Origin of the sequence: Streptomyces sp. NPDC007917 (assembly GCF_042959105.1) — a bacterium.
GTDB lineage: Bacteria > Actinomycetota > Actinomycetes > Streptomycetales > Streptomycetaceae > Streptomyces.
In genome coordinates this window covers 236,520-260,313 of the sequence record NZ_JBIBKK010000011.1, presented here as the reverse complement: position 1 = coordinate 260,313, position 23,794 = coordinate 236,520, and the positions used below count along the sequence as shown (strand labels likewise).

At 71.7% G+C, this 23,794-nt stretch carries 25 protein-coding genes and 1 pseudogene; 11 read left to right on the top strand and 15 right to left on the bottom strand.

Annotation, left to right across the window (positions count from 1 at the left end):
- Positions 1-107: 107 nt before the first annotated feature.
- Positions 108-1,025 (bottom strand): polysaccharide deacetylase family protein, encoded by a 918-nt coding sequence (locus ACFZDL_RS23955; RefSeq protein ID WP_353592367.1) that lies wholly within the window; start codon positions 1,023-1,025, stop codon positions 108-110.
- A gap of 96 nt (positions 1,026-1,121) precedes the next feature.
- Here ACFZDL_RS23955 and ACFZDL_RS23950 point away from each other — a divergent pair, with 96 nt between their 5' ends.
- Positions 1,122-2,309 (top strand): class I SAM-dependent methyltransferase, encoded by a 1,188-nt coding sequence (locus ACFZDL_RS23950; RefSeq protein WP_353592366.1) that lies wholly within the window; start codon positions 1,122-1,124, stop codon positions 2,307-2,309.
- A gap of 99 nt (positions 2,310-2,408) precedes the next feature.
- Here ACFZDL_RS23950 and ACFZDL_RS23945 read toward each other — a convergent pair whose 3' ends face one another.
- A complete protein-coding gene (locus ACFZDL_RS23945; RefSeq protein WP_353592365.1) occupies positions 2,409-2,882 on the bottom strand; it encodes an ATP-binding protein in 474 nt (157 codons plus the stop codon).
- A 164-nt stretch (positions 2,883-3,046) separates the two neighbouring features.
- Here ACFZDL_RS23945 and ACFZDL_RS23940 point away from each other — a divergent pair, with 164 nt between their 5' ends.
- From ACFZDL_RS23940 to ACFZDL_RS23925, 4 genes are all read left to right on the top strand, one after another.
- Positions 3,047-3,901: a Scr1 family TA system antitoxin-like transcriptional regulator gene (locus ACFZDL_RS23940; RefSeq protein WP_353592364.1), complete on the top strand. Its 855-nt coding sequence runs from the start codon at positions 3,047-3,049 to the stop codon at positions 3,899-3,901.
- Between the two features lie 30 nt (positions 3,902-3,931).
- Positions 3,932-4,147: a DUF397 domain-containing protein gene (locus tag ACFZDL_RS23935; protein ID WP_353592363.1), complete on the top strand. Its 216-nt coding sequence runs from the start codon at positions 3,932-3,934 to the stop codon at positions 4,145-4,147.
- A 101-nt stretch (positions 4,148-4,248) separates the two neighbouring features.
- On the top strand, positions 4,249-5,133 hold the full coding sequence (locus tag ACFZDL_RS23930) for an arylamine N-acetyltransferase (protein ID WP_353592362.1): 885 nt from the start codon (positions 4,249-4,251) through the stop codon (positions 5,131-5,133).
- A gap of 70 nt (positions 5,134-5,203) precedes the next feature.
- Positions 5,204-5,533, top strand: a complete 330-nt coding sequence (locus ACFZDL_RS23925) for a hypothetical protein (protein ID WP_353592361.1) — start codon at positions 5,204-5,206, stop codon at positions 5,531-5,533.
- A gap of 33 nt (positions 5,534-5,566) precedes the next feature.
- On the opposite strand, the gene ACFZDL_RS23920 is transcribed toward ACFZDL_RS23925, so the two are convergent.
- The 5 genes and pseudogenes from ACFZDL_RS23920 to tsaB form a co-directional block, all read right to left on the bottom strand.
- The gene (locus ACFZDL_RS23920; RefSeq protein ID WP_353592360.1) at positions 5,567-6,247 is read right to left on the bottom strand and encodes a hypothetical protein; all 681 of its coding nucleotides are present in this window, start codon (positions 6,245-6,247) and stop codon (positions 5,567-5,569) included.
- A gap of 95 nt (positions 6,248-6,342) precedes the next feature.
- A pseudogene (locus tag ACFZDL_RS23915) lies at positions 6,343-6,591 on the bottom strand (hypothetical protein); the annotation flags it as partial.
- Complete coding sequence (gene tsaD / locus ACFZDL_RS23910) at positions 6,588-7,706, bottom strand: tRNA (adenosine(37)-N6)-threonylcarbamoyltransferase complex transferase subunit TsaD (RefSeq protein ID WP_353592359.1); 1,119 nt, start codon at positions 7,704-7,706, stop codon at positions 6,588-6,590. The pseudogene ACFZDL_RS23915 and the gene tsaD, both read right to left, overlap by 4 nt.
- Positions 7,699-8,223, bottom strand: coding sequence for a ribosomal protein S18-alanine N-acetyltransferase (rimI, locus tag ACFZDL_RS23905; protein ID WP_353592431.1), 525 nt, complete (start codon positions 8,221-8,223; stop codon positions 7,699-7,701). Before rimI ends, tsaD begins: the two co-directional genes overlap by 8 nt.
- Before the next feature lie 35 nt (positions 8,224-8,258).
- Complete coding sequence (gene tsaB / locus ACFZDL_RS23900; protein ID WP_353592358.1) at positions 8,259-8,927, bottom strand: tRNA (adenosine(37)-N6)-threonylcarbamoyltransferase complex dimerization subunit type 1 TsaB; 669 nt, start codon at positions 8,925-8,927, stop codon at positions 8,259-8,261.
- Positions 8,928-9,263: 336 nt separating this feature from the next.
- Here tsaB and ACFZDL_RS23895 point away from each other — a divergent pair, with 336 nt between their 5' ends.
- The gene (locus ACFZDL_RS23895) at positions 9,264-9,833 is read left to right on the top strand and encodes a L,D-transpeptidase (RefSeq protein ID WP_353592357.1); all 570 of its coding nucleotides are present in this window, start codon (positions 9,264-9,266) and stop codon (positions 9,831-9,833) included.
- 125 nt (positions 9,834-9,958) lie between these two features.
- Here ACFZDL_RS23895 and ACFZDL_RS23890 read toward each other — a convergent pair whose 3' ends face one another.
- From ACFZDL_RS23890 to alr, 4 genes are all read right to left on the bottom strand, one after another.
- On the bottom strand, positions 9,959-10,174 hold the full coding sequence (locus ACFZDL_RS23890) for a hypothetical protein (protein WP_353592356.1): 216 nt from the start codon (positions 10,172-10,174) through the stop codon (positions 9,959-9,961).
- A gap of 162 nt (positions 10,175-10,336) precedes the next feature.
- On the bottom strand, positions 10,337-10,864 hold the full coding sequence (gene tsaE, locus ACFZDL_RS23885) for a tRNA (adenosine(37)-N6)-threonylcarbamoyltransferase complex ATPase subunit type 1 TsaE (protein ID WP_353592355.1): 528 nt from the start codon (positions 10,862-10,864) through the stop codon (positions 10,337-10,339).
- A gap of 139 nt (positions 10,865-11,003) precedes the next feature.
- Positions 11,004-12,227, bottom strand: coding sequence for an alpha/beta hydrolase (locus ACFZDL_RS23880; RefSeq protein ID WP_353592354.1), 1,224 nt, complete (start codon positions 12,225-12,227; stop codon positions 11,004-11,006).
- A gap of 2 nt (positions 12,228-12,229) precedes the next feature.
- Positions 12,230-13,384: an alanine racemase gene (alr, locus tag ACFZDL_RS23875; protein WP_353592353.1), complete on the bottom strand. Its 1,155-nt coding sequence runs from the start codon at positions 13,382-13,384 to the stop codon at positions 12,230-12,232.
- Between the two features lie 65 nt (positions 13,385-13,449).
- Between alr and ACFZDL_RS23870 the strand changes: the two genes are divergently transcribed.
- The 5 genes from ACFZDL_RS23870 (at position 13,450) to ACFZDL_RS23850 (ending at position 18,401) form a co-directional block, all read left to right on the top strand.
- Positions 13,450-14,901 (top strand): NAD(P)H-hydrate dehydratase, encoded by a 1,452-nt coding sequence (locus ACFZDL_RS23870; RefSeq protein ID WP_353592352.1) that lies wholly within the window; start codon positions 13,450-13,452, stop codon positions 14,899-14,901.
- 343 nt (positions 14,902-15,244) lie between these two features.
- Complete coding sequence (locus ACFZDL_RS23865; RefSeq protein WP_353592351.1) at positions 15,245-16,606, top strand: PQQ-binding-like beta-propeller repeat protein; 1,362 nt, start codon at positions 15,245-15,247, stop codon at positions 16,604-16,606.
- 177 nt (positions 16,607-16,783) lie between these two features.
- On the top strand, positions 16,784-17,101 hold the full coding sequence (locus tag ACFZDL_RS23860; RefSeq protein ID WP_391192182.1) for a glyoxalase/bleomycin resistance/dioxygenase family protein: 318 nt from the start codon (positions 16,784-16,786) through the stop codon (positions 17,099-17,101).
- A gap of 15 nt (positions 17,102-17,116) precedes the next feature.
- Positions 17,117-17,389 carry a hypothetical protein gene (locus ACFZDL_RS23855; protein ID WP_353592349.1) on the top strand — a complete coding sequence of 91 codons (273 nt, stop codon included), beginning with the start codon at positions 17,117-17,119 and terminating at the stop codon, positions 17,387-17,389.
- 49 nt (positions 17,390-17,438) lie between these two features.
- Positions 17,439-18,401, top strand: coding sequence for a hypothetical protein (locus ACFZDL_RS23850; protein WP_353592348.1), 963 nt, complete (start codon positions 17,439-17,441; stop codon positions 18,399-18,401).
- 83 nt (positions 18,402-18,484) lie between these two features.
- Here ACFZDL_RS23850 and ACFZDL_RS23845 read toward each other — a convergent pair whose 3' ends face one another.
- The 4 genes from ACFZDL_RS23845 to ACFZDL_RS23830 all read right to left on the bottom strand — a co-directional run bounded on the left by ACFZDL_RS23845 (position 18,485) and on the right by ACFZDL_RS23830 (position 23,791).
- On the bottom strand, positions 18,485-18,841 hold the full coding sequence (locus ACFZDL_RS23845) for a hypothetical protein (protein ID WP_353592347.1): 357 nt from the start codon (positions 18,839-18,841) through the stop codon (positions 18,485-18,487).
- Positions 18,842-19,019: 178 nt separating this feature from the next.
- The gene (locus ACFZDL_RS23840) at positions 19,020-20,741 is read right to left on the bottom strand and encodes a type IV secretory system conjugative DNA transfer family protein (protein WP_353592346.1); all 1,722 of its coding nucleotides are present in this window, start codon (positions 20,739-20,741) and stop codon (positions 19,020-19,022) included.
- Positions 20,738-22,261, bottom strand: coding sequence for a type VI secretion protein (locus ACFZDL_RS23835; protein WP_353592345.1), 1,524 nt, complete (start codon positions 22,259-22,261; stop codon positions 20,738-20,740). The genes ACFZDL_RS23840 and ACFZDL_RS23835 overlap by 4 nt, the downstream gene beginning before the upstream one ends.
- Complete coding sequence (locus tag ACFZDL_RS23830) at positions 22,262-23,791, bottom strand: SCO6880 family protein (protein WP_353592344.1); 1,530 nt, start codon at positions 23,789-23,791, stop codon at positions 22,262-22,264.
- Positions 23,792-23,794: the final 3 nt, after the last annotated feature.

The window sequence follows — 23,794 nt, the reverse complement described above, 5'->3', positions numbered from 1 at the left end:
GTCCCCTGCGGCGCCCCTCAGGCCCCGGGCAGGCGCCTCTCAGGCCTCGGCAGGCACCCCTCAGGCCCCCCGGCAGGCGCCCCTCACAGGCCCCCGGCAGGCGCCCCTCAGAGGTAGTCCTCCAGCCGGGCCACGGCGAGGCCCTGCGCCTGGATGTCCCGCAGCAGCGAGGTCATCACATCGGTCATGGTCCGCCCCTCCTGCTGAGCGGGGCCGCGGAAGTGGGCCAGGATGATGTCGCCGGGGTGCAGCCGGCTCCCGGCCGCGTACTCCAGCCCGTCTGCCTTCATCTCGGCCGACCACATCACCAGCGCCCGCACCCCGCAGGCCGCCGCCGCGCGCACGGTGTCGTCGTCGACCGCCCCGTACGGCGGGCGGAAGAGATACGGCCGGGCGCCGAACTGGCGGGTGAGGATCTCCTGCTGCCCGCAGATCTCGTGGACCTGGTGGTCGTACTCCAGATCGGGCAGCCTCGCATGGGTGAGCGTGTGGTTCTGCATCCCGTTGCCGAGCCGGCGCAGCTGTTCGAAGTAGCCGTAGTCGCCGCCCACCACGTCGTCCGTCAGGAAGCCGGTGAACGGCAGCCCCAGATCATGGGCCTGCTGCAGAAAGGCCGGGTCCTTCTCGGCACCGTCGTCGATGGTCACGAAGACGACCGGGTCGTCGGTCGGCACATGGTCGATGATCGGCGGCCCGGCGGGCGCGCCGGCCGCAGGCGGTACGAGGGCCGGTTTGGCCGAGGGCGGCGGCGCCGTCTCCAGCGGCCCGTCGAGCCCCCAGCGGCGGTAGCCGTCCGGTGCCGCGGCGGAGGGCGAGGGCAGGCCGGAACCCGAGCCCGAGTCCGACGCGTGGGGCGAGCCATGACCGGCGCCCGGGGCATGGGTCCCCTGCCCGGAGGGCGATGTGAACAACGGCGAGGACGATGCGGCGGCGGTCTCCGAGCCCTTGTCCACCCGCGCCTTCCCGGCACCGGCTCCGTCGACGTCCGAGCAGCCCGCGAGCAGAGCCGCGGCCGCGACCAACACGAAACACCTTGAAAGGCGAGTAAGGCCATTCTTGATCATCATCACATAAGCGATCTTCAGCCGGGTGGCGCGAACGCGCTCGCTGGAGCGGGGAGAATGGGCGACGTGGACGTTGACGCCTTCGACTCACTGCTCCGCGACGAAGGGCAGACACTGCTCCGCGAGCTGAGGGACTACGACCCGGCGCGCGAGCTCGCCACGGCGACCCGGCTGCGCCGCGACCACCCCGCGGAGCTGGTCTCGGCGGCCCTCACCCAGGCGCGGCTGAGGCAGCGCGCGGCCGCGAAGTTCGGCGCCGATGACGCCCACCGCATGTACTTCACGCCGAACGGCGTGGAACAGGCCACCCGCGCCTCCGTCGCCGCCTACCGCGCCGACCGCTTCGTCGAGCTCGGCGTGCGCCGCGTGGCCGACCTGTGCTGCGGCATCGGCGGGGACGCGGTCGCGCTGGCCCGCGCGGGCATCCCCGTCCTGGCCGTCGACCGGGACCCGCTGACCTGCGCGGTGGTCCGGGCCAACGCCGAGGTCCTGGGCCTGGCCGAGCTGATCGAGGTGCGCCACGCGGACGTCACCGAGACCGACACCTCCGGATGCGACGCGGTCTTCGTGGACCCCGCCCGGCGCGGCGGCCGCGGCCGCGTCTTCGACCCCGAGGCGTACTCCCCGCCGCTGTCCTGGGCCGTCCAGGCCGCCCGCACCGCCCCGCACGCCGCCCTCAAGGTCGCCCCCGGCATCCCGCACGAGGCGGTCCCCGAGGACGCCGAGGCCGAGTGGATCTCGGACCACGGCGATGTGAAGGAGGCGCTGCTGTGGTTCGGCACCGCCCGCCCGGGCATGCGCCGCGCCACGCTGCTCCCTGACCGCCACTCCCTCCTCGGCACCCCGCTGCTGCCGGACCCCGAGCCGGGCCCGGTCGGCCGCTGGCTGTACGAGCCGGACGGCGCGGTGATCCGCGCGCACCTGGTCGCGGACGTCGCCGCCCGGATCGGCGGCCGCCTCATCGACCCGACGATCGCCTACGTCACGGCGGACGATCTGCGCCCGACGCCGTACGCCACCGCGTACGAGATCACGGATGTGCTGCCCTTCAACCTCAAGAGGCTCAAGGCGCTGCTGCGTGAGCGGAAGGTCGGCGTCCTGACGGTGAAGAAGCGGGGCTCGGCCGTCGAGCCGGAGGAGCTGCGGAAGAAGCTCCGCCTCGAAGGGGTGAATTCCTGCACGGTCTTCCTCACCCGGGTGAGCGGCGCCCCGACGATGCTCCTGGGACACCCGGCGCAGCCTTAGCGACGCCGCTCCCGGGACGCCCGGCGCGGGCTTGAGGACGCCGCCGCCGGGACGCCCGGCGCAGCCTCAGGACGCCCGCCGCCGGGGCCCCGCGCGGGCTCAGGGCGCCCCGCTCCCCTCCCTCGTCCTCAGCTCGAACCAGACGCCTTTGGCGTACATCCCCGCCGGGTCCCCGTCCGCCGTCCCCCACTCGTCGGCCAGCGCCGCGACCACGCCCAGTCCGCGCCCGTACATCCGGTCGCCCTCCGGGAGATACGCGCCGGTGGGGAGCTCGCTGCTCGCGTCGTACACGCTGACGCGCAGCCGTGGCTGCTCGATCATCACGCGCAGCATCAGGGAGTCGCCCTCGGCGTGCAGATAGGCGTTGGTGGCCAGCTCCGAGGTGCAGGCGGTCGCGGTCTCGACGAGGTCTTCATGGCCAACGGAGTTCAGCACACAGGCGACGAAATCCCGGCAGATCTTGGGGGAGGTGGCCCGGCGGGTGCTCTGCAGCGTGTACACATACGGCTCTTCGGGGCCCGGGGAGGGCGAACTGCCCGCAGGACTGTCGTCGGGCTCGTGGTCGGGTCCCAATGTCAACTCCCTGCGACGCGGCCGTTGGTGCGCGTACCGTTACGATGATCAACGCTTCGTAGTGGCGACACCACCTACCGTAGGACAGCGCTGCAAACAAGTGCTACGGATTCGTTGAATTTCCCCGACAAATAGCCCGCGAGGGTGACACGTATGGGAGGGACATGCCACCCAGGACCGCCCCCACCGCCCGTCAACAGCGGCTGGGCACCGAACTGCGCAGGATGCGGGAGGACGCGGGCCTCAGCATCCAGGAGGCCGCCGACCGGCTGGGCATCAACCGGACCCACATCACCAATCTGGAGCTGGCCCGGTTCGGCGTGAGCGAGGAGCGCGTACGCACCCTCGCCGCCATCTACGCCTGCCCGGACAGCGCGTACATCGACGCGCTCGCCGCCATGACCCATGAGCGCAAGGGCGGTTGGTGGGAGGAGTACCGGGGCCTGATCGCCACCGGCGGACTGGACCTGGCCGAAATGGAGTACTACGCCGCGCGCCTGCGCGTCGTCGGCCTCATCCACATCCCGGGGCTGCTGCAGACGGAGGAGTACGCGCAGGCGGTGATGGGCCAGGCCGTGCCCCCGTGGTCACCGCCGGAGCTGCGCCGCAGGCTCTCCCACCGGATGAAGCGCCGGGACATCCTGGACCGGGACACCCCCCCGCCGTGCACCTTCGTCATCCACGAGGCCGCCCTGCACACCCGGTTCGGCGGGACGCGGGTCCTGCGGGCGCAGCTGGAGCGGCTGCTGGAGGCGTCGGAGCGCGACAACATCACCGTGCGCGTCATCCCGCTCGTCACGGACGGATTCCCGGTCGCCGGCTCCACGGTCACCTATGCCTCGGGGCCCGTGCCGCAGCTGGACACCGTGCAGTTCGACTCGGCGCTCGGCTCGATGTTCCTGGACGCGGAGTCGCAGCTGCGGAAGTACCGAGGGGTCCTGGACCACACCGTGGAAGTGGCCCTGTCCGTCGAGGAGTCACGGGATCTCGTACGCGCCGTCGCGCGACGCCTCAGATGAAGGCACCAGGCAAGGCGACAGGCAAAGGGAATGTGCACCATCAACTGGCAGAAGTCCTCCTACTCCGGCCAGGGCGAAGGAGACGCCTGTGTCGAGGTCGCCTCCATAGGCGACGACATAGCGCTCCGCGAGAGCGATGACCCCGACAGCGTCGTGCTCACCACCCCCGCGGAGCTCGGATCGCTCCTCGCCGGCATCAAGGCCGGTGAGTTCGACTGCTTGTCCGCCCCGGCGACACCGGCGTGACCCCGCCGACAGCGGTCGCAAGCACTACGCCCATCGGACCAGGCCCGCTGCCTCCCCACGGCCGACGCGCGCCCCGCCTGGCCTCGTTTACGTTGATCACCATGACCGAGACGACCACGGTGACCACGGCGACCACCGCACCCGCGGCGCCCGACACCCCGCCCGCACCCCAACTGGACCTCGACGCCTACCTCACCCGCGTCGGCTGGTCGGGCGAGCGCCGCCCGAGCGCCGCCACGCTGCGCGCGCTGACCCTCGCACACGTGACCTCCATACCGTTCGAAAACCTCGACCCGCTGCTCGGCTCGGCGCCCTCGCTTGCCCTCCCCGACCTGGAGGCCAAGCTGGTCCACGGTCGGCGCGGCGGCTACTGCTACGAGCAGAACACGCTGCTCACCGCCGCCCTGAGGGCCTTCGGCTTCGCCGTCACGGGCCTGACCGCCCGGGTGCGCGTCGGCGCCCGGGGCGCCCTCCGCCCCCGTACGCACATGCTGCTGCTCGTCGACGTCCCGGGCGAGGAGCGGCCGTACGTGGCCGACGTCGGCTTCGGCAGCGTCGGCGGTCTCCTGGAGGCGGTGCCGCTGGTCGCGGACAGCGAGTTCCACGACGGGCCCCGCCGCCACCGCTTCGTCCGCGAGCCGCACCCCGGCCTCGAGGACCTGTGGGTGCTCCAGGCATTCCTCGGCGGGGCAGACGGGGTCTGGGAGGATCAGTACGCCTTCACTCGCGAGCCCTACGAGCACCCCGACTACGAGGTCATCAACTGGCATATCGCGACGAACCCGCGCTCGCCCTTCCGGCACACCCTCGTCGCCCAGCGCAGCTCCGCCGACCGGCACTTGGCGCTCTTCGGGCGCACGCTCACCGAGACGTACCACGACGGCACGCGAAAGCAGCGCGAACTGGCCGACGAGGCCGAGGTGCTGGCGGTGCTCAGGGCCGAATTCGGCATCGAGCCGCCCGAGGGCGCCCAATTGGAGAGGTAGCCCTTCGGGCAGGCCCCCGCCCATGGCACGATCATCCCGCTAATGGGCGGATGAGAGGGTGGCAGGGGGCATGGGCAAAGAAAAACTGTCCGTATCGGATCAGGATCTGACAAGCCTGATCAAAGACCTGGAGGAGATGCAGAGCTACGTCGAGACGAAGATCGAGCGTCTGAACCTCCTGGTCGAGTCCGTCGACAAGGACGGGAAGGGGCCCGCGGCCACCGCCTACAAGAAACTGCAGCGCGATGTGAGCATGGACGCGGTGCGGATCAGGCAGATGCTGAACGCCGTCGAGGAGGCGACCAAGGCGCAGGGGGTGGACGCCGACCCCCGCTATCTGGACCTGCTGCAGCGGTTCCAGGCGCTGCAGAAGCACGACGATCCGGAGCCCGCGGCCTGACCCTCCCCGAGAGGCGCCACCAAGGCCGGGCGCTCAGGACATGTCGTCCGGCCGATCGCCCTTGGGGTCCGCTCGGGGCTCGTCGGGCTCTGCGAAGTCCCCGTGTTCGTCCGACTCTTCGGGCGCGGGGGTGAGTTCGCGGCTGACCAGGCGGTAGTAGCCGACCGCCTTGCCCATCCCCAGCGCTCCCGCCCCCGCGGCGACGAGAGCGAACCCCAGGGCCCGGGCGGAGCCGTCCATGGCCGCCACGGCCGCCGAGGCCGAGCCGAAGCAGCACAGCACGAGGGACGGCAGCAGCCAGAACAGAGCGCGGCCCGGAGAGTGCCACCGGGCCAGCGAGTCCCGGTCCCGCGCCGAGCGGGCCCAGGCGCGCAGCCGTTCGCGCGCCTCCAGGTCCTCTCGTACGCCGGAGGCCACGACCAGCGCCGAGGGCACCACGAACCCCACCGCCAGCGCCAGGCAGAAGACGCCCAGCACGACGCTGACCACATCGCCCATCCCCACATAGCGGCCCCCCACCCAGATCGCCGCCCACCCCGACGCGATCAGCCCGGCCGCCAGCCACAGCAGCAGCGCCCGCCGCCGGGACAGATACGAGGGGACCAGCTCCCGCAGCGCCTCCGCCCGCTCGGCCAGGTGGGCGGCGCGCTCGGCGGGCCGGGACGGCAGGTCCGAGGCGGGATCGGGCGGGGGCGGAAGGCTGGGGCCCGGCACTCGGCTCACACCTCAGGCGCGGCGGGCTCGACGGACGCGGCGGGCTCGACGGACGCGGCGGGCGCGGCGGGCGCGGACACGGTGGGCTCGTCGGACGCGACCGACTCGAACCGCCAGCGGTGCACGGCCCGGCGCACCAAGTCCTCCCCCGGCTCGGGGAGTTCGGGCAGCTCGGCGTCGTACGGGGCGTCCCACCAGGTGATGACCAGCACGCGGTCCGCAGGGGCGCGGAGGGTCTCGCGGCGCAGCGGCGCTGGGTCGAGCTCCTGGCGGCGGGCCCAGGACAGCAGCCGCTCGCCACCGCCGTCGACGGCCCGCGCCTCCCACATCAGGGCGACGGTCATGCGTAGAGGTTCTTCCGGCTCAGCTCGTGCACATGATCGTGGTGGGGTACGTGTTCGTGGTCGTGCCCGGCGGGGGCCGGGACGTGCGGGTCGGTCACCGGCAGCGAGGAGTCCGCCGACAAGCCCCAGGACGACGCGGCCCGCCCGCGCGCCACCATCTCCGCGCCGAGCGCCGCGACCATCGCGCCGTTGTCCGTGCACAGCTTGGGCCTGGGCACGCGCAGCGTGATGCCCGCGTCCTCGCAGCGGCGCTCGGCCATCGCGCGCAGCCGGGAGTTGGCGGCCACGCCGCCGCCGATCATCAGGTGGTCGACGCCCTCGTCCCGGCAGGCGCGTACGGCCTTGCGGGTCAGCACGTCGACCACCGCCTCCTGGAAGGAGGCCGAGACGTCGGCGACCGGCACGTCCTCGCCCGCCGCCCGCTTCGCCTCGATCCAGCGGGCCACGGCGGTCTTGAGGCCGGAGAAGGAGAAGTCGTACGCGGCGTCGCGCGGGCCGGTCAGCCCGCGCGGGAAGGCGATCGCGTCCGGGTCGCCCTCGCGCGCGATGCGGTCGATGACCGGGCCGCCCGGGAAGCCGAGGTTCAGCACGCGGGCGATCTTGTCGAACGCCTCGCCCGCCGCGTCGTCGATCGTCGAGCCGAGCGGGCGGACGTCGGAGGTGATGTCGGGCGCGAGGAGCAGCGAGGAGTGGCCGCCGCTGACCAGCAGGGCCATCGTGGGCTCGGGCAGCGGGCCGTGTTCCAGCTGGTCCACGCAGATGTGCGAGGCGAGGTGGTTGACGCCGTAGAGCGGCTTGCCCAGGGCGTACGCGTACGCCTTGGCGGCCGAGACGCCGACCAGCAGCGCGCCCGCGAGCCCCGGCCCGGCGGTGACCGCGATGCCGTCCAGGTCGGAGGGGGCGACCCCGGCCTCCTTCAGGGCGCGCTGGATGGTGGGGACCATCGCCTCCAGATGCGCCCGGCTGGCGACCTCGGGGACCACGCCGCCGAAGCGGGCGTGCTCGTCGACGCTGGAGGCGACGGCGTCGGCCAGGAGGGTGTGGCCGCGGACGATGCCGACGCCGGTCTCGTCGCAGGAGGTCTCGATGCCGAGTACGAGCGGTTCGTCAGCCATGGGTCTTCGTTCCTTGTACGGGGCCTGGTACGGAGGACGGCGATGCGGAAGCCGGGGGCCCGGCGGGCGCCGGGGGCGCCGGGTCGGTCAGGCGCATCACGAGCGCGTCGACGTTCCCGGGCTGGTAGTAGCCCTTGCGGATTCCGATGGGCTCGAAGCCGAAGCGCTCGTAGAGGCGCTGGGCGCGCAGATTGTCGACGCGCACCTCCAGCAGCACCTCGCGGCATTCGAAGGCGGTGGCGGCCGTGATGAGGTTCGTCAGCAGCCGGGCGCCGAGCCCGGTGCCCCAGTGGTCGCGGGCGGCGGCGATGGTCTGCACGTCCCCGGTGCGGTCGACGGCGGCGAGCCCGGCGTAGCCGACCAGCCGGCCGCCCGTCTCCGCGACCACGTAGTGGCGGTTGGCGGCGGAGCCGCGCGCATGGGCGAGCTCGGACCAGAACATGCCGGGCGACCAGGCGTCGTCGGGGAAGAGGTCCATTTCGAGACGGAGCACGCGCTCGATGTCCCACCAGCGCATCTCGCGCACCAGGGGGGTCTGGGGTGTGGCGGGGGTCACCGGGGCGTGACCACCTTGTAGCCCGCGGGCACCTGGGCGTCGGGGCGGCGCAGGTACAGCGGCCGGTTGGGCAGCAGCTCCGCGCCGCGCGCGAGCTTCTCGGCGGCCAGCGCCGCCAGCGCCCCCGCCGACTGGTGCTCGGGCATTCCGGCCGGTACGTCCCCGAAGGCGTCCGGGTAGAGCAGGGCGCCCGCGCCGACGGCCGGCAGCCCGGCGACCCGCTCGCCGAGGTCCGCGGGGCGGTCGACGGCCGGCTCGGTCACACGGGTGCGGGCGTCCTCGTACCGCGCCCAGTAGACCTCCTTGCGCCGCGCGTCCGTGGCGACGACGAAGGGCCCGGTGAGGCCCGCCTGCCCGGCGGCGTACGCGATCCCGTCGAGGGTGCACAGCCCGTGCACGGGGATGTCGAGGGCCGCCCCGAAGGTGGCGGCGGTCACCAGCCCCACCCGCAGCCCGGTGTACGGCCCGGGCCCGACGCCCACGACCAGATCGGTCACCTCGCCGAGCGCGGCGCCCGCCTCGGCCAGCACCCGGTCGACGGCGGGCAGCAGCAGCTCGCCGTGGCGCCGCGCGTCGGTCTGACGCGACTCGGCGAGTACGGCGGTGCCGTCGTGCAGGGCGACGGTGACGGCGGGGGTAGCGGTGTCAAGCGCGAGCAACAGCACGAGGACAGCCTACGGCGCCCGCGCGGGGGGCCGTGCCGGACGCGGGGCGGGAGCGGAGGGGACCGTGCCGGGCACAGGTACGGGTGCGGGCGCCCGGCCGGGCGTGGAGGGGCAGCGAGCCGGAGCGCGCGGCCGAAGCCTGGGCGGAGCGCGGCCGAAGCGCGGCCGAAGCATGGCCGGAGCGCGGCCGGAGCGCGAGCCAGGGCGCGCACGACCGTACGCACCCGCGCGCCGGTGCTACGGTCGGCTTGCCCCCTGTCCTCACGGTCGCCGCGGCCCTCGCGGCCCGGCCCGCGGCGACAGGGAGATCCGGACCTGAGGAGAGGGTGGCAAGCCGTGCCAAGGAGCAGCACCGGGACCGTCGTGGCGGCGCTCACCGCCGCCGCACTCGGCGGCGTCGGCGTCCTCGCCTACCAGGCCGCGGCCACCGCTCCGGACCGCCCCGCCCACTCCGTGCACGACTCGAAGGCGGGCGACTCCAAGTCCAAGCCCAAGGGCAAGGACAAGGACGGCGGGAAGAAGTCCACCGCGCTGCCGGGCGACTCCGGCACCGGGCTGCGCGTGGTGTACGCGCTGGAGGACCGGCGGGTGTGGCTGGTGGGCGCCAATGAGCAGCCGACCCGCACCTTCGAGGTCTCCCCCAGCACGGCGAGCCCGAGCCCGGGGACGTACGAGGTCACCTCACGGGTGGCGAGCACGGTCGGCTCGGACGGGGTACAGATCGAACACGTCGTCGTCTTCGACACGGAGGACGGGGTCGTGTTCGGCTTCAGCGCGGCGGTCGACGGCTCGGCCCCCGACCCGAACGCGACGAAGAAGACCGGCGGCATCCGGGAGAGCCGCGCGGACGCCACGGCGATGTGGGAGTTCGCGCAGGTCGGCACGAGGGTCGTCGTCATCGCCTGATCCGTCGCTCCCGCCCCGACGGCTCCCGCCCCGACGGCCCACGGGCGCAGCTCCCTGGCTCCTCTTTGGACTGCCAGAGTTCCTGAGCCCGCTCCTCTTTGGACTGCCGGAGTTCCTGAGCCCGTCTACGCCGCGTCGCGGCGCTCGCCGCTCTCCTCGCCCGCGTGGTCGCCGCCCTCGGCCGGATCCTCGCCCGGCGCCGCGGACTGCGCTGTGGGCGGGGTGGACTCCGGTGGAGTGGACACCGCGTTCGCCGCCGCGCAGGCCGCCAGCAGCTCCCTCATCGTCGGGGGCCGGTCATCGCGCCGGCCCGCCTCGGCAGCGGGCTCTTGGGACGGCATGGATGCCTCCTGAGGGTCCTGGGGCGGTCGAACAGGCACAGCAGGCGGCCAACTTAGGCACACCTAACTTGCCCTCCCTTCCCATGTGACCACGGAGGATGCCCCTCGCGCAACATTTTGCCGACGGCCTGTCGGAACCTTCTTCCCCGCCCGGCCGGAACCTCAGCCCGTCAGCGACGCCAGGTCCTCATCCGCCCAGCGCGGCCCGAATCCGGTCACCACCACACCCCGTACGTCCTCGGGATCCGCCGCGGCGTCCTCCCCGACCGCCCGCTCGATGACGACGTGCAGCCGGTTCTCCGAAAGCCCCTCGACCTTCCCCTCGCCCCACTCCACCGCGATCACCGAATCCGGCAGCGACACGTCGAGGTCCAGGTCCTCCATCTCGTCCAGGCCCCCGCCCAGCCGGTAGGCGTCCACGTGGACCAGCGGGGGGCCGTCGCCCAGCGACGGGTGGACGCGCGCGATCACGAACGTCGGCGAGGTGACCGCCCCGCGCACCCCCAGCCCCTCGCCCAGGCCGCGCGTCAGCGTCGTCTTGCCCGCGCCCAGCTCGCCGGTGAGCAGCACCAGATCGCCGGGGCGCAGCAGTTTGGCGAGCCTGCGCCCCAGGTCCCGCATCTGCTCGGGGGAGGTGACGGTGATCCGCGGGGCAGTGGCGTACGGGTCGTTGGCGTACGGGTTGTCCATACCGGCCGATGTTACGGCTCGGGCCCCCGCCCCCGGGCCCTGACCGGGGGCGGCCGCACCGGCGCGGGGCGCCTGCCCGGGCGTCGGGGCGCCGGCTCGCGCGCCGGAGCGCCTGCCCGGAGGGCGGCTACCCGGGCGGCTAGCCGCGCGCCGAGCGGCGCCGGCCGCTCCCACCGGACGCGGCCCGCGGGGTGTCCGTGCCGGCCGCCTGCGCCAGCAGGTCGATCAGATGTCCGTTCACCACTTCGGGGTGCTCCAGCATCACCAGGTGACCCGCCTCCTCGACGATCACCAGACTCGCGCCGGGCAGCACCTCCGCGATGGCCTCGCTGTGCTCCATCGGGGTGATGAGGTCCTTGTCGCCCGCCAGCACCAGCACCGGCAGCCCGTCGAAGACCGGCAGCGCCTCGGCCTTGTCGTGCTCGACGAAGGCCGGGTAGAACTCCGCGACCACATCGATCGGCGTCGCCTCGATCAGCCGCTCCGCGAACCGCGCGACCCCCGGGTCCACGTCCTTCGACCCGAACGAATAGCGCTTGATCACGCCGGCGAACAGATCGGCCGTGGCCCGCCGCCCCCGCTCGACCAGCTCCGCCTGCCAGCCCAGCGCCTTCAGCAGGCCCGGCAGCAGCCGCCGCACCGCGTTCACCCCGACCACCGGCAGACCGAAGCTGACCTCGCTCAGCTTGCCCGCCGACGTACCGATGAACGCCGCGCCGATCACCCGCTCGTGCACCAGCTCCGGGTACTGGGCGGCCAGCGCCATCATCGTCATACCGCCCATCGAGTGCCCCACCAGCACCAGCGGCCCCTCGGGCGCGGCCGCGTCGATCACGGCCTTCAGATCGCGGCCGAGCTGGTCGATGGTGACCTGGGTGCCCTCCATCTGGGCGCAGCCGCGCGCGGACCTGCCGTGGCACCGCTGGTCCCAGTAGACGGCGCGGACCGCCCCGCGCAGCACCGCCCGCTGGAAGTGCCAGGAGTCCTGGGCCAGGCAGTAGCCATGGCTGAAAATCACCGTGACCGGGGCGGGTGTGCGCCGTCCGAACAGCCGCTTGCGGCGGGCCGGCGCCTGCGGCTGTATCTCCTCGACCTCGTAGTGCAGCTCGGTGCCGTCGTCGGCGATCGCCGTGCCAGGGGTGCCGCGCAGCGTGCCGAAGGGGCCCGCGGCGTCCAGCTCCAGCCGCGCCTTGCGCCGTACGCCGCGGCCCACCGTCAGCCGCTCAAGCCCGACGCCCACGGCCGCGCCGGCCGCGACGACGCCGATCGCGACGCCCGCGAACCCCGCGCCACGCCGCCATCCCACGGCCGTCGCCCCCGCCGCCACCCGTGCCGCCGTCTCTGCCGTGCGCTCGCCTTCCATGGTCAGTTCCCTGTGCCCTCAGGCCGACCGACATAAACGCGCGGCACGCGCGCCGAAATGCGCGTGACGATCTCGTACGCGATCGAGCCGACCGCCCGCGCCCAGTCCTCCGCCGTCGGCTCGCCCCGGTCACCGGGCCCGAACAGCACCGCCTCGTCCCCCGGCGCCGCCGTGTCCCCGCCGAGGTCCACCACGAACTGGTCCATCGCCACCGTGCCCGCGACCGTCCGCCACTTGCCCGCGACCAGCGCCGGCCCGGTCCCCGAGGCGTGCCGCGGGATCCCGTCCGCGTAGCCCACCGGCACCAGCGCCAGCGTGGTCGGGCCGGGGGTGACATAGCGGTGCCCGTACGACACGCCGTGTCCGCCCGGCACTCGCTTCACCGAGGCGAGCGAGGCGACCAGCGTCATCACCGGCCGCAGCCCGAAGTCGCCCGGATGGCCGACCTCGGGGCTCGGCGAGATCCCGTACAGCGCGATCCCGGTCCGTACGAGGTCGAAATGCGACTCGGGCAGGGTCAGCGCCGCCGCCGAGTTGGCGATGTGCCGCACCTCGGGGCGCAGCCCCGCGTCGGCCGCCTGCGCCAGCAGCGCCCGGAACGTCTCCAACTGGGCGGCGATCGAGGGGTGCCCCGGCTCGTCCGCGCACGCGAAGTGCGACCACAGGCCGGTCACCGTGACCGCCCCCTCCGCCTCGGCGGCGCGCGCCGCGGCGACGAGTTCCGGCCAGTCCTCGGGCGGGCAGCCGTTGCGGCCGAGCCCCGTGTCGGCCTTCAGCTGGACGCGCGCGGTGCGGCCGCACTCCCGGGCCGCGGCCACGGCCTCCCGCAGCGCCCACATCCCGCTCAGCGACACGTCGACGTCCGCCTCGATGGCCTCCCGCCACGGGCCGCCCGGCGTCCACAGCCAGCACAGCAGCCGGCCCGTGTCGCCCGCGGCGCGCAGCGCCAGCGCCTCCTCGGGCGTCGCCGTGCCCAGCCAGCTCGCGCCCGCCTCGCGCGCGGCGCGCGCGCACGGCACCGCGCCGTGGCCGTAGGCGTCCGACTTGACCACGGCCATCAGCTCGGCCCCGGGCGCCGCCGCGCGCAGCGCGCGCACATTGGCCCGCAGGGCGGCCAGGTCGACCACGGCACGGGCACGCATCGGTGTCTCGTTCATCAGCGCCAGTCTCTCAGGCCCGCAGCGCCCGGCGGGTGCCGCGGTGGTCCGGGAAACTGTTCACCATGAGGATTGCCTACAGCGTCGAGACCGTACGGGCCGCGGAGCGGGACTTGATGGCGCGGCTGCCCCGAGGAGCGCTCATGCAGCGCGCGGCCGCGGGCCTGGCAGCCGCCTGCGCGGGGCTGCTGGGCCGCGTCTACGGGGCCCGGGTGGCCCTCCTGATCGGCAGCGGCGACAACGGCGGCGACGCCCTGTACGCCGGGGCCCGCCTCGCCCGCCGCGGGGCCGGGGTGACCGCCGTGCTGCTGGCCCCCGACCGCGCCCACACGGGCGGGCTGCGCGCGCTGCGCGACGCGGGCGGCCGCGCGCTCCCCGCTGACAACTCTTCTGCCGAGGCGGCCCTGGCACAGGCCGACCTGGTCCTCGACGGCATCGTCGGCATCGGCGGCAAGGGCGGTCTGCGCCCCGACGCCGAGCGCCTGACCCGGGCCGTGCGCGGCACCGTGGTCGCCGTCGACCTGCCCAGCGGCGTGGACGCCGACACCGGCGAGGTGCGCGGCCCCGCCGTACGCGCCGACGCGACCGTCACCTTCGGCACCTACAAGCCCGGCCTGCTCATCGACCCCGCCCGCGAACACGCGGGCGCGCTGCGCCTGGTCGACATCGGCCTGGCCCCCCATCTGCCGCCCGTCCCCGACGCCGAGGCCCTGCAGCACGACGACATCGCGGCCCTCCTCCCCCGGCCCGACGCGGAGAGCGACAAGTACCGCCGCGGTGTCGTCGGCGTCGTGGCCGGCTCGGCCCGCTACCCGGGCGCCGCCGTCCTGGCCGTCGCGGGCGCGCTGCGCGGCGGGGCGGGCGCGGTCCGCTATGTGGGCCCGGCCGCCGAGGCGGTCATCGCCCGCTTCCCCGAAACCCTCGTCCACTCCGGCCCGCCCCACAAGGCGGGCCGCGTCCAGGCATGGGTGGTCGGCCCCGGCCTCGGCGACGACGCGGCCGCCCGCCAGTCCCTCGCCGACGTCCTCGCCTCCGACGTCCCGCTCCTCGTCGACGCCGACGGCCTCCGCCTCCTCCCACCCGGCGACCTGCGCTCCCGCGACGCCGCCACGATCCTCACCCCGCACGCCGGGGAGGCCGCGGCGCTGCTCGGCGTCCCGCGCGAGGAGGTCGAAGGAAGCCGCCTCGCCTCCGTCCGCGCCCTCGCCGAGCGCTACGGCGCCACGGTCCTCCTCAAGGGCTCCACGACGCTCATCTGCTCCGGCCCGGGCCCCGGCCCCGTACGTGTCAACCCCACCGGCACCGGCTGGCTCGCCACGGCGGGCAGCGGCGACGTCCTCTCCGGCCTGACCGGCTCCCTCCTCGCCACCGGCCTGTCCCCCCACGACGCCGCCTCCACCGGCGCCTACCTCCACGGCCTCGCCGCCCGCCACGCCACGGGCCCCACCGGCGCGCCCATCGCGGCGTACGACGTGGCGACGGCGCTGCCGGCGGTCTGGCGGGACGTGCTGGGCTGAGCGGGGTCCCTGCGGGTGCGTGGGGGTACGCCTGCTGTCCGTGATGGGCCGAGGGCGGGGCCTCCGAGGCGGTCACCCTGGACCGCGTGCCTCGACGTCCAACCGCGCGTTCAGCAGAACACGTTCTGCCGTGGTGTCGGACAGCACCGCCTCATGCAGTCGGCGGGACGCGCCCAGGCGGCGCCACGGGGCGCGTACGGCGAGCTCCATGCGCAGCGGCTGTGTGGGGCGCTGCGCGACGCGCTGCGTGTGGCCGAGAGCGGGGGCGGCGACTTCCCATCTCCAGCGAAGAAGGAGGTGATTGACTATCACGTGATCAGTTGGATCGCGGGGAGGAAAGTTCATGGGAGCCCAGCGGACTGTCCGATACGGAACGGCGGCGGCCGTGCTCGCCTTAGTCCTGTCGGCGTGCGGTTCCGGCGACGGGGCAGACGGCCAGACGGAACAAGAAGATACGGACAAGCCCGCTTCGGCGCCTGCGCACGGGCCCAAGGGCTTTGCCGCGCCGGTGAAGTTCTCAACGGCGCAGGCCGTGGCGCTTCCCGATTCCGCAGGCGCGGGCAAGTCGGGCCTCGCCGGTTATCAGCGCCCACTTCCGATCGCGCTGCACAAGGGAGTGGCGTTCATCTCCCGGCCCGATGGGCTGGAAGTCTCCAACGCTCTCCGGGCGAGCGATCCCGTACTCATCACGCCCGAGCATGAACCGGTCACCAAGATCGAGCAGGTAGGCGGAGGCAGCGCCAACAACCCCGCCGAGGCACCGCTCATCACCTCCGTGGGCGGCAGGACGTTGGCCTTCAACGCGCTGGTGACCGACGTTCCGGGCTCCGGGACGAGCAAGGGGCACGAAGCCGTAGAGCTCATGGCCACTGATACCGCCACCGCCACGAAGTCGTGGTTCGTGGAGATCGAGCTCGTCGAGGAGGAGGACGAGTTCGCTGACGATCGTGACGAGGCCTACGTGGTCGGGCGGAGCGGGGACACTGTGGTCGTCTTCGCACGTGGTGAAGTCTTCGGTGTCGACATCAAGAGCCACAAGCGGATATGGAAGGCCGACGAGTGGTACCGGAACGGCCCCGTCGCTGTCGGCGACACGATCGTGGCGGTCACAAACAACGCAGGAAGCGACTACCAGGTCATCGGGCTCGACGGGGCGAATGGCAAGCAGGTGTGGAAGTCGCCACGCGTGAACGCGTCCGAGTCCGGGTCGGGACTGGACGTGACGGGGCCTGACTCCGTCTTGGCCTACGAGTACGCCGACGGCACCGAAGAGGACGAAGAGGCGGAGGGGCAGGAATACCTCCTCGACGCCGCCACAGGCAGGGTACGGCGCACCTTCCCGGAGGACTCCCCTACTGGGCGCTGCTCGTACGACGGTCTCTCGGTCACCGTGTGCTGGAGCAGCGGATGGGATGACGAGGCCTCTGCGCACGTGGACAAGGCCGCTGCGTACGATCCCAAGAGCGGCAAAGAGCTGTGGAAGCTGCCCGACGCGTCCGGCGACCGCATGGCACCGAAGGTGACCCTCGTCCGCCAGGGGCTGATCTACGGCACCACCGAGAACGGTCCTGTCGTGGTGGACGCCAGAACCGGCCAGGACAAGGAAGACGCGCCGGGCATCGCTCCCTTGTTCACCGACGGCTACGTCGGCGTGACCGAGACCCTAAAGGGCGTCGGCTACACCGCCTACCGCGCGGTGGGATGACAACAGCCGCAGTTCGCCGCGCTGGACCAGCCCGGCAGCCCGGCCTGCGATTGTCCACCCTGGAGCGGTACACCGGACGATACATGACCGACGGGTGACTGGCGGGGAGCACAAATGAAGACAGCTCCGCTGTGGCACCTTCAGAGCAAGGGTCCCGCTCCGCCGGAAAGGAACCTCTTGACGTCACATATCCCTAAACTTCGCGCCACGCTGCTCGTGATCTACACCCCCAATCTGGAAAGGTGTCGCATCTTCTATCAGGCCCTTGGCCTGGCTTTCGAGCGGGAGCAGCACGGAAGTGGCCCAGAGCACTACGCTGCAGTGCTACCCGGTGGCACCGTCTTCGAGATCTACCCAGCCACCGAGCATCGCCACACCGGAGCCATACGGCTCGGCTTCGCTGTCGAAAGCCAAGCTCTCACCCCACCGCTGGAGCCCGGCCGACACCTACTGACCGACCCCGACGGGCGCACAGTGGAAATTGACGCCCAATAGGGCCAGAATAGATCCATGTCGAACACCGAAAACACCACAAAGACCATTCAAGACATTCTTGGCGATACGGTCACCAGCACCGTCACTGAATTTGACGCAGGCGGCACAGCCATCGAGGTGCGCTCAGGTTATCGCGTGGCCGTGATCGACGGCGACACCAGCGGCCAGTGGGGGCTCACCTACGACCCGGAAGAGGACAGTGGATTCACCGGCCATCAGCATATCTTCAACTCTTTGGCCGATGCTCTGACGGCCGTTCAGCAAGCTTGGCAGCAGTCTTCTTCCTGACTGGGCTCGTGAAGCGTTCTCTCGACCACACAGGATCCCAGGGGGGACCATGTCCGACAGTCGACAGCACACACCTGATTCCATGCCGCGTCGACTCAGCCCGCCCGAACGCCTCGCCATCGTCTATCAGCGTCTGGAAGAACTGGGGCCGACCCGCTCCGCACGGGCTGCCTTGCACCAGCTCAGCACCGTTCTAAATCAGGTTGAGGACGAGTACAGCGGTGTACCACGCGATCCCAACCCCGGGCTAAAGTTCGATGGCCGGATGTACCCTCCGCGTGAAGATTTTATTCACCACACCCCAGATGGCGGCCTGGAAGCCACCACCAAGGGAAACAAAATCTACCTCAGCGCGGATGGTCAGCTGCGTATCGACAGTCGTCGCACCGGCGAGACCGTTTATCTACGCGCGGCAGACCGCACTGATCCCACCGAGCACGAACGTCGGCGAGGCGAGACCGTTGATATGTATGCTCGCGCGGCCGAAGCCCATGGTGTGCCAGCCGAGCAGGCACGCTCTGCGGCCCACCGGCTATATGACCACCAGCCGATGTCCCTACTGAGCGATCCCGCGTTGATCGACCATCAATCTCGCTCTATCTCTGACGCATCCCGCGCCCGTACGGCCGCTGACCGGTATGCCCACAAAGCACGTGAACTTGACGAGGATCAGCGACAGCACGAGGGGGGGTCTACCGCCGCCAGGTTGCGTGAACGCGGCGCCAATGCAGAAATCGTCGAACGAGCCGCCAGTAGCGCCGCTGCGGACTTGACCCACGCTCGACAACAGATGAAAAATTCAAGTGTGCAGGCAGATGGGTTCAATCGCGCAGCTCTCGCCGCCAAGGCCGAGCTTCAGCGTCGTTCAGGGCTTACTCCTCAGCAACGTGACGCCGAGCACGCTGCCCGCCCACCGCGCCCCCAGGCGCGGCTCCTCACCAACGCGCCTGGCTCTCCTATGCAAAGCCGGAATCTGTCCAACAAGGCCCCGTCACGCGGTTATGGCGTCTGACAGGGCACCCAGCCGTCAAGGTACAAGATGAGCAGCTCATCTCGACAACTCAGGCCTGGCAGGGAGTATGACAGGTGGACGGACTAAAGCGGCGGTTCAGCAGGGTGTTCGGCTGGACCGGTGCCAAAGGTTGAGGTCAGCAAGAACTCCTCCAGGGCGTGGGCGCGTTCCTCGCGTTCGTGCTCCTCGCGTTCTGGCCCCGGCGCAGGAGGCGGCACATGTCTCGTGGCGCAGGCGGGGACTTTCAGGTACGGCTCCATGGCATGCAATGTCGACAGCCACTCGGCTTCGGCGAAATCCCGGCCGTTGTCCTCTTCGCGGCAATAGGTGCGTACCCATCCCGCATACAGAGCCGTGAGATGCTCAAGGACTTTAGGGTGACGGTACCAGCAGGCGGGGATGGTGTTGTTCAGCTCGTGGGCGGTGGTCAGCCAGTCCACCCAGGTAGCGAGTTCGCGGATCTTTGCCCGCCGCTCCGGCGGTTCCATTGCTGCCCAGACCCAGCTCTGCGCGGCTGGTGGCCGCCCCGGGTTTGGTCTGTCGGCCGGTGTGAGCCGTAGTGCGCCGGGGTCGTGCAGCGGATCTGGAGTCACTCCCAGGCCGGGGAACGGGCCAGTGTCAGACATCGGCGTCCTCTAGCGGGCTCGCGGGGGATCCCTTGTCGAGACTGACCACGGTGGCGGGCGCCGACACTGCTAGGTACTTCTTGAGGTCCTTGTCGCGCCAGGTCAGCCGCATGTTGACCTTGATCGGTGGCATGTTGGAGTACTGAGCCACGGCGGTGAAGTCCTCCAACTGCATCAGGGTGTGCACCGGAGCGAGGTCAGTTTCCGTGGGCGAGGTGTTGGAGGAGTATTCGCCTCGTGAGCGGCCCACCGAGGTGCGGGCGACCTCGGTGCGGCCGAGCAGGGTCTGGAAGAACTTCAGCGTCTCCGGGTCGGCGCAGCCGGGCAGCAACATGCGCAGGCCGCTGGCGGACATGACGGTGTTGGCCTTCTGGGTGCCGAGGGTTTCGCGGAGCTGGGAGAGGTCGTGCCAGACGGTGAGGAGATTGATGCCCATGCCCCGGCCGGTGGTGAGGATGTTCGGGAGGCGCGGGTAGCGGAGCATGTTGCCGGCCTCGTCGACCATCACTCCGAGCGCGGGGTCGAGGGGCTTGCCGGTGGTGTTGTAGCGCATTTCGGCGCCGTGGATGATCGAGGCGGTGATCGAGGTCAGGAGCGGGGCGAAGCGTTCCGCGTCGGACTCCGAGGCGACCAGGCACACGGTGCCGTTCTGGTCAAGGAAATCCTCGACGGTGAAGTCGGTGCCGGCCGCCGACTCGCGGACTTCTTCGTCGGCGTAGACGCGGGCGAGCACGTTCAGGGTGAATTGGATGGAGCCGATGCCGTCGTCGTGCAGGCGCAGCCAGGGTGAGGCGTAGTCGTCGGCGACTTCTTCGTATCCGTGAGCGAGGAGGACGCCGCGGACGTGGTCGACGGCGTCTTTGCCCAGCCCCAGCCAGGTGCGCATGTCGTTGACGCCGCCGCCGTTGAGCTGTGCGGCGAGCAGGACGCCTTTAAGGATGCTGCGGGCTTGGTCGACCCAGGCTGCTGAGCGCTTGTCGGCGCTGGAGGCGGAGGCCTCTGCCATCCAGGCGGCCATCCGGTCAGCGGCCTTGGCGTCGGTGCAGTAGTCGACCGGCGACCAGCGGTGGCTGGGTCGTCCGGGAATCCCGGCGGGGGCGATCACCCAGACCGGACCGAGGTTCCTGCGACGTGCGTAGATCACGTCCAGGTCGGCGGCCTTGGTGGTGGTCACCAGGACCGGGCCCTGCCACTCGGCCGCGTTGCCCAGGACCAGGCCGCTGGTCTTGGAGGAGCCGGGGACGCCGAAGACGGTGGCCGAGATGTTCGGCTTGGCGGCCACGATCTTCTTCGTCTGCTGGCCGCGGCCGGCAGTGATGCGGTTGGGTCGCTTGGCCGGGTCACCTGGCACCGCGAGCTTCCGCTCGATGCGGGCGCCGCCCCACTGGGCGCCGCCCAGGCGCGTACCGCCGCCGAAGATCCGCCGCAGGCGCCACCCGACCCATACCAGCAATCCCCAGACGATGACCGTGATCGTCCAGAACAACCACGCAGGCGGGGCTGGGTCCCAGGCCGCAGCTGGGCCGCGCCCGAGCGTGAGCAGCGCGGCGGTGGCCGGATCCCGGTCGGTGTCCGCCCAGCCGCGCCCGGCGAGCGCTGCGGCGGCCGGGGCGGTCACCACCGTGCAGGCCGCCGCGGCGATGGCAATCAGGAGCAGGGCGGGCGCCAGGAGCGAGTCGCCGCCGGGGCGCGGGGAGGATGAGCTGCCGCTCATACCGTCATCCGCTCGTCGGTGTGGTACAGCTGTTCTTCCAGTGGGGTCAGGTGTAGCTGGACGGGGTGGGAGCCGGTCTTGCCGACCTTCCACAAGGCCCGGCCGACGTGGGCTTTGCCCCAGGAACTGATCATGTCGCACTCGGCGTCAGTGAGGCCGACAGCGTCGCGGATCTGCTGCAGGGGGCGGGTGTCCTGGGCGAGCTGGATACGGGTCTCACAGCTGGAGATCATGTCTTTGGCGATGGCGACCGCCTCCGAGTCGGCAGCGCCGACGCTTTCGAAGTCGGCGAGCCGGTGGGTGGCCAGGACCTGGATGGTGCCGTCCGCGCGGGACAGGCGGAGGTCGGAGTCGATCTTCCGGACCTGGGAGGCACCGCCGGAGCGCATCTGCCGCCACAGCTCGTCCCGCACCACCAGGCGGGGCGGGCCGGGGGTGTCGATGGCCGCCTGGGCCCAGGAGGAGACGCAGGTGAGGATCATGCTCACGATGTCGTCCCCGTAGTCCTTCATCCGCGAGATGTCCACGCACTGGATCGGGGCGGTGAAATCGAGCTCGCTGGACGTGTCGGCGTCGAACAGGCCACCGAGGTGTCCGTTGACCATCTGGCCGAGGGCGGCCCGGATGGACCGGGTGAGCTCGCGCGTGGCCTGGATGTCCTTGTCCCGGACCCGCAGTTCGTACGCCATGTCCTCGGTGGGGTCCATTAGCGCGGCGTGCACCGTGGGCAGGGTCGGTGCGGTCAGAGTGTCGCGGCGGGCCAACTCGCCGGTGACCTCCCGGATCGCGGCGGAGACCGCTTCTTCTTCCTCGGCCAACAGAGGTCGGCGCAGCTGGAGTTCGAGCAGGGCCTTGATGAGGGACATGCGGCGGCGGTGAATCTCGGTGAGCCTGGTGGCCAGCACGTGCCGGTCGGTGATGTCCTCAAGGCCCTCGCCGAGCGGCCCGGCGTCCAGCGGGTTCAGGCGGCCGGGCATGCCGGGGCCGAGCAGCAGCGGCTCGTAGCCGAGGTGACGGCACAGGGGGGCGTACTCACCTTTAACGTCGCCTGCGATCAGCGTCCTGGTGCCGAAGGCCATCAGCCTGAGGCAGAGCGACTTGATGTGCGCTGACTTCCCGCTGCCGGGGATACCGGTGATCATCACGTTGGGGTTGGTGACCAGCCCTTCGGAGACCCAAACCGACGGGTGAGCGCTGAACGCCCGCATCGTCAGGACGTTGTAGCCGATGTAGGCGCCGACTGGCGGCAGGGTGTCCGGGTGCAGGAACGGGTACAGGCCCGCGACCTGGCTGGTATCCGCGCGGTGGACTTCAGGCTTGGGCTCGTTGGCGGCCCGACCGGCGAACGGGGCGTTGCGCCCGAGCCGGGGCGGTACCGGGCCGATGCCCGTGCGCTTCTGATCCGCGGCCGGAGCAGAAGCCGGTGCGCTGCGGGGCCTGCCCTCGGTCAGGACGTGCGCGAACCCCTGGGAGGGGACGGAGGTGTCCTCCCGGTTCCTGGCCCGGGTGAAGAACGCCATCTAGATCACCGCCCGGCGCTCGGGCAGCCCCAGGCCGAGCGGCAAGGCTGCGGCCGCGAACCCGGAGTCCTGCGCGTAGTACATCCGGCGCAGCTCCAGACCGGCCGCCGCCCCGTCCTGCTGCAGCTCAGCGCAGGCGGTCTCCAACTCGTCGGTGTCGGTCACGGTGACAGTGACCAGACCGGTGAACCGCACGATGCCGTGCCCGGAGGCGCGGGCCGCGTCCTGCTCCAGGGCTCGGACCATCTCCGCGCGCTCGTCCATCGACTCGATCCGCCCCGTCTTCGCCCGCAGCCTGCGCGCCACGTCCTTCTTCGTGCGCGCGCGGGACAGTTCGGTGCGAGCCCTGCGCGGCCCCATCGGCTCGTAGGTTAGCGACAGTGAGCGTCGGGCGTTCGGGCGCGGCCGCAGCAGGGGCTGCAGGCACGTGGCGTAGACGGCCGAGGCGGGCCAGTTCCGCACCTGGTAGGTGACGCTGACCGCACCGTCGTGCCGGTAGAGGCTGCGTTCGGTCTCGTGGCCGGCCGGGCCCGCGAGCCTCGGGTCGACACCCGGCTCGACGCCTTCCCAGCCGGGTTGTTCGGCGGCGGTGTTGCGGATCGCCATCTCGGCGACCGCGTCCGGGTCGAACGCGGTACGGATGACCTGCGCGAGTTGCCGCGGCTTGAGCTGGGCGACGACCTTCAGGTCGGCGGCGGCCAGAGCAGATTGCATGGCGGTGATCTCACGCACCAGGACCGCGCACGCACCCAGCCGACCGCCGCCCGCTCCCTTGACCGCCAGCCGGGCCCGAGAAGCCGACAAGGTCACGGTCAGGTAGGTGGCGCGGGCGTTGGCGACTGGGCCGCCTTGAGCGGCCAGCTCGGTCACCACGTCCACCGCGGCGGGCGGAGCGTCGGGGTCGACGTGGACGGCGGTCCAGGACTGCAGAGCCGTGCCGTCATCGGGCAGGGACCGCTCGTGGACGGCGATCCGCACGATCGGCCCGCCCTCCACGCACTGGGTGCGCAGGAAAGCCCCCCAGGCGGCGACCCGCCGGTTGATCTGGTCGGTGTCCTCAAGGGCCAGGCCGGGGTAGCGGATCTCCAGCACGGCGCTGTAGGTGTTCTCCAGCGGGTCGTAGACCACCGCGATCTCCTCCTGCCCGCCGATGGGGGCGGCCAGGATCTTCAGCCGGGCCAGGATCCCCGGCAAGTCCATTGGCTGCTGGTCGTCCGACCGGCGCCGGGGAGCGAACACACCGCTCAGGAACACGTCGCGGCCTCCAGCCACGTTGATCTGGTGACGGATCGCCAGCCGGGCCCACTCCTCGGCGGTCATGCCGTAGATGGGCACCTTGGCCAGCGCGTAGAGCACTGCGGCGACGGGGATCGCGATCATCTCTGCCGCCCAGTTCTGCGTATAGACCGGCAGCATCACGCACAGCGCGGCCGCGGCGAGCAACACACAGCCGGTCAGCGACAGGGATCCGACAAAGCCCTGCCGCTCCGACTGCCAGCCCGCATAGTTGGCCGGTTGGCTCTGGCTCATCGG

Excerpts from the sequence above, each read along its gene's own strand:
- tsaE (WP_353592355.1), bottom strand. The coding sequence starts at position 10,864 with ATGGACAACCCGTACGCCAACGACCCGTACGCCACTGCCCCGCGGATC.
- ACFZDL_RS23870 (WP_353592352.1), top strand. The coding sequence starts at position 13,450 with ATGAGGATTGCCTACAGCGTCGAGACCGTACGGGCCGCGGAGCGGGAC.
- ACFZDL_RS23850 (WP_353592348.1), top strand. The coding sequence starts at position 17,439 with ATGTCCGACAGTCGACAGCACACACCTGATTCCATGCCGCGTCGACTC.
- alr (WP_353592353.1), bottom strand. The coding sequence starts at position 13,384 with ATGAACGAGACACCGATGCGTGCCCGTGCCGTGGTCGACCTGGCCGCC.
- ACFZDL_RS23940 (WP_353592364.1), top strand. The coding sequence starts at position 3,047 with ATGCCACCCAGGACCGCCCCCACCGCCCGTCAACAGCGGCTGGGCACC.
- ACFZDL_RS23865 (WP_353592351.1), top strand. The coding sequence starts at position 15,245 with ATGGGAGCCCAGCGGACTGTCCGATACGGAACGGCGGCGGCCGTGCTC.
- ACFZDL_RS23835 (WP_353592345.1), bottom strand. The coding sequence starts at position 22,261 with ATGGCGTTCTTCACCCGGGCCAGGAACCGGGAGGACACCTCCGTCCCC.
- ACFZDL_RS23935 (WP_353592363.1), top strand. The coding sequence starts at position 3,932 with ATGTGCACCATCAACTGGCAGAAGTCCTCCTACTCCGGCCAGGGCGAA.
- tsaD (WP_353592359.1), bottom strand. The coding sequence starts at position 7,706 with ATGGCTGACGAACCGCTCGTACTCGGCATCGAGACCTCCTGCGACGAG.
- ACFZDL_RS23880 (WP_353592354.1), bottom strand. The coding sequence starts at position 12,227 with ATGGAAGGCGAGCGCACGGCAGAGACGGCGGCACGGGTGGCGGCGGGG.
- ACFZDL_RS23930 (WP_353592362.1), top strand. The coding sequence starts at position 4,249 with ATGACCGAGACGACCACGGTGACCACGGCGACCACCGCACCCGCGGCG.
- ACFZDL_RS23840 (WP_353592346.1), bottom strand. The coding sequence starts at position 20,741 with ATGAGCGGCAGCTCATCCTCCCCGCGCCCCGGCGGCGACTCGCTCCTG.
- ACFZDL_RS23890 (WP_353592356.1), bottom strand. The coding sequence starts at position 10,174 with ATGCCGTCCCAAGAGCCCGCTGCCGAGGCGGGCCGGCGCGATGACCGG.
- ACFZDL_RS23950 (WP_353592366.1), top strand. The coding sequence starts at position 1,122 with ATGGGCGACGTGGACGTTGACGCCTTCGACTCACTGCTCCGCGACGAA.
- ACFZDL_RS23925 (WP_353592361.1), top strand. The coding sequence starts at position 5,204 with ATGGGCAAAGAAAAACTGTCCGTATCGGATCAGGATCTGACAAGCCTG.
- ACFZDL_RS23855 (WP_353592349.1), top strand. The coding sequence starts at position 17,117 with ATGTCGAACACCGAAAACACCACAAAGACCATTCAAGACATTCTTGGC.
- rimI (WP_353592431.1), bottom strand. The coding sequence starts at position 8,223 with ATGCGCTGGTGGGACATCGAGCGCGTGCTCCGTCTCGAAATGGACCTC.
- ACFZDL_RS23830 (WP_353592344.1), bottom strand. The coding sequence starts at position 23,791 with ATGAGCCAGAGCCAACCGGCCAACTATGCGGGCTGGCAGTCGGAGCGG.